This window comes from uncultured Nisaea sp., assembly GCF_963974195.1.
In the GTDB taxonomy this organism is placed as follows: domain Bacteria; phylum Pseudomonadota; class Alphaproteobacteria; order Thalassobaculales; family Thalassobaculaceae; genus Nisaea.
Genome location: NZ_CAXBDC010000183.1, coordinates 1 through 4040 on the forward strand (window position 1 = coordinate 1; position 4040 = coordinate 4040).

General features: G+C 66.2%; 2 protein-coding genes. Both read right to left on the reverse strand.

Annotated features, from left to right (window positions below; all coding sequences use genetic code 11):
- Positions 1-298, reverse strand: a 298-nt coding sequence (locus tag AAC126_RS21860; RefSeq protein ID WP_339857498.1) for a hypothetical protein, incomplete at its 3' end; no start/stop codon positions are given.
- A partial coding sequence (locus AAC126_RS21865) for a condensation domain-containing protein (RefSeq protein WP_339857500.1) occupies positions 291-4040 on the reverse strand: 3750 nt, incomplete at its 5' end. The genes AAC126_RS21860 and AAC126_RS21865, both read right to left, overlap by 8 nt.

Here is a 4040-nt window from a genome sequence, read left to right on the forward strand (position 1 = left end):
CCGGATATTCGGTCGCCGTCATGATGCCTTCGAGCACTTCGGTGCGCGGGGTCGAGCGATAGACATAATGTGCCGGCCGTCCCACCAGCAGATCCCGGACAGCGGGGAAATCCGCTTCCGCCGAAATTCCGATACCGCGCAATACGACAACGGGGTGTTCCCGCGCCAGCGCCTCGATCGCGGGCAGATTACCGGACACCCATGCTGGCGCGCTGCCGCTCTCGCCGTTCGGCTCCACGATGACGGCGAAATCCTCGCCGTCAAACAGCCGCCGGACGGATCCGTCGATCTCAGCCATGCCCCTTGCTCCCCTGTTCGTGCCAAAGTCGTTCTATCGATTGTGCCAATGCCGCGAGATTGCCTTCCCGCAACAAAGTCTGATGCGTCCCCGCGACCGTTTCGACGGCCACCTGGTTAAATATTGACGACCAGCCCAACGCATCATCCATCGTGCCCCGTTCGGTGCCCGCAGCCCTTATCAGAGCCGCCGCACCAGCCGTGGATGCAAAACGATGCGCCCCGGCAATGCGGACATTATCACGTGCCCGGGCGACAGTTGCCTCATCCGCGCCGGCTTCGGCGGCGGCAGCGGCAATATCAGCCGCGTCGATCTCCGCCCGGTCGGCCTCGTGCCCCGGTGCGGCGGCATCGATCAGCACCAGCCTCACATCCCGGCCACGTTCACGCAACCTTTCCGCGATTGCGGCCGCAAGCACGGCGCCGAGCGACCAGCCCGCCAGATGGACAGGCTCCGTACCGCCGCCCGCTCCGGCGATCGCCATGGCATAGACCTCCGCCTGCTCCGCCAAGCTATAGAACCCGCATCCCTGTTCAACCGCGACAAGGCGGCGATCCTGCTGCCATTCGCCGGCGACCAGACTGTAGACCAGCCCCGAACCATCGACCGGATGAATCAGAAACCCGGCCGGTTTCGCCCCCTCGCGAAGGGTCCGGAGCGTGCATTTTGCAGCAAGCCCCGTCCCGGCTTCGATGAGACGGGCGAGCCCCGCCGCCGTCGGGTTTGCGAAGACCTGCGGCAAAGGCAGACGGCGGCCGGTCTGGTCACCCAGACGAGCCGCAAGGCGGACCGCGAGAAGCGAATGACCGCCGAGCGTGAAAAAATTCTGCTCCCGTCCGGGCAGGACTGGCAATGAGAGAACCTCACGGAAAACATCGAGTATCTGCGCTTCCAGACCAGACCGGGGAGCGTCTCCGGCCGCACTGACCGCTGTCTTTGGCAGGCTCAACGCGTTCCGGTCGATCTTGCCCGTCGCCGTCATCGGCATGGCATCTAGCACGGTGAGGTAAGCGGGCAGCATGGTTTCCGGCAAACGCCCGGCCAAGGCCTCCCGCACGTATCCCGCGGCAGTGGCGGCAGGGCCGGTGATCCAGGCAGCCAGCGCCGGACGGCCATCCGCATCGGGCGCCGTGATCACGGCCGCCTGCTCCACACCCGGCACGGCACGCAGCGCATGCTCGACCTCGTCAAGTTCGATACGCACGCCCCGGACTTTCACCTGCCGGTCATCCCGGCCGACAAACTGGATGCGGCCGTCACTGTTGACCCGGCCGAAATCTCCGGTGCGGTAGCAGCGCACGCCATCCGAGCCTTCGATAAAGCGCTCGGAGGAGCGCTCTGTATCACCGATATAGCCAAGCCCCACGCCAACCCCGCCGATCAGGATTTCGCCGGCCGCCCCCGGTATAGCGGGCTGGCCGTATATGTCCGTAATCGTTACCGAGAGACCGGCAATCGGCGTCCCGATATCAGGCGAGCGACCGGCCTCACAGAGACCATGCGTGGCGCAGACTGTCGTCTCGCAGGGACCATAGGCATTGAACAGGCGGCGTCCCGGTGCCCAGAGACCGGCAAGCGACGCGGGCAACGGCTCACCCGCCGCGACCACCGTCTTCAGGTCAGGGAAATCCGCGGAGCCAAGCGCCGACAGCGCCGATGGCGTGATGGTCGCATGGCTGATGCGGCGGTCCCGCAGGGTCGCCGCAAGGGGCGGTCCCGCTTGCAGGTCTTCCCGATCCGCGAGCACGAGTGTGCCGCCGGAGCCCAGCGTGGTGAACACTTCCCAGACCCAGGCATCGAATGCCGGTGCCGCCAGTTGCAGCACCCGGCTGCCCGGTTGAATGGAGAGGTCCCGGCCGATGGTCCGGATCAGGTTTGCCAGCCCTTCCCGGCCAAGCAATGCCGCTTTCGGTGTGCCGGTAGAGCCACTGGTGAATTGAACATAGGCGCCATCGGCTCCATCAGGCACAGCATCCAGAATGCCCCGCATACGGGCCTGGCGAGCCTCCGGCAGAGCCGGGTCGATCAGAGCGAGAATGTGGCCCGCGCGCAGTGCCGCCAGAGCATCCATCACCCGGCGCACCGGATCATCCGTCGCAATGATCGCCACCGGGCCGCTTTCATCGCAACGTGCCTGCTCCGCCAGCGCACCGTAGGTGATTACGTCCCCGCCATACTCGAGTGCGGGCAAGGCCGCATGTTTCGCCAATGCGTCTTCGAGCAATGCCGCCAGATCCGGAAGCGGCTCCGGTGCCGGGCCTTCCAGAATGGACCGGTCGCGATCCTCTGCCCCCACCGCCGCAAGAGCGCCGACCGGCTGCTCCAGTCCCTCGACCAACCCTTCGAACAACAGGACGAAAGAACGGCTCCACGCAGCCACCGTCGCTTCATCCAGCAGCGTGCTGTCATAAATGAGGCCGCCGACGATATCACCGCCAGCTTCTTTCGCGAGACTGGCCGCAAGATCGAACGGCGCCGTTGCCACCGGCAACGGGAAAAGCTCAACCGGCAGACCGTCACCGGTCGCCGCCTCGCGCCAATCCAGCACACTATGCAGCAGCGGTGTGCGCCCCTGGTGACGCTCCGGCTTCACCGCTTCGACAATGCGGGAGAGTGGCAGGTCCGCGTGGCTCAAAAGCTCGGCCATGCCCTCCCTTACCCGCCCGAGTAGGCCAGCACCCGTTTCCGTTCCGTCAAAACCGAGCCGCAGGGGAAGCGTGTTCAGGAACAATCCCGCGACGTTCTCGAAGCCCTCGGGCCTGTCGCTGACAGGGATGCCGAGCACAAGGTCGCCTGTACCCGTCAGGCGGTGCAGGAAAAGCGCATAGGCCGCGACCAGCATGCCCTGCAATGTCCCGCCTTCGGAACGGGCGATCGCTTCCGCCTGCGCCGTCAGATCCTTGCCGATGCGTACTGTCACCGAGGAACCATTCGGCTGGTGATCAAGCCCTCGCGGCCGGTCCGCCGGCAGATCGAGCGGACCCGGCGCTCCGGCAAGTTTCCGGACCCAGAAATCCGTTTCGGCCTGCCCGGCCTCGGCAACCCGCTCATGGCGCCATTTCGCATAGGCGCGATAGTCCGCCTTCGGCTCCGGACCGAGTGCCCGCCCGGTCAGAAGCGCCAGCAGATCCCCCAGCAGCACCCCCAAAGTCGTTCCGTCGGAGACGATATGATGCAGCGACACAGCCAGCACACCGGCACCTGATCCGCCGGAAACATAAGTCAGGCGTGCCACCTCGCCGATCTCGATATCGAAAGCCCGTTCCGCGTCCGCCCGGGCCGCGCTCTGCACGGCGGCATCGATGCCGCTTCCCCCGTCCACAACCTTGATCACCGGCCGGGCCGTCGCGTCAATGCGCACCCCCGGGCCAGTCCCTGCATCCGGATAGGCTGATCGCAGCACCGGATGCCGTTCAGCCAGCCGCGCGAAGGCAGCGGCAAGAGCCGCCTCCGGCTCGTCCAGTGAAAGCCGGATCGCGGCCTGCATGACATAGGCGCTCGCCTCACCGCCGAGTTGATGATCGAGCCAGAGCTGGGCCTCCCCGGGCGAGACCACCGGTATCTCCCCCTCCGGCAGGCGGAGAGCAGGCCCGCTGTCCCCCGCCCCCGTACCCGTTCCGGTAAGCAGCTCCGCCATGCCCCGGGCAGTGCGGCCGCGATGCACGATATCGTTCGGAACATCGATCCCTAGGGATCTTTTCAGCCGGGCGACGATCCTGATCGCCGCAAGGGACGTGCCCCC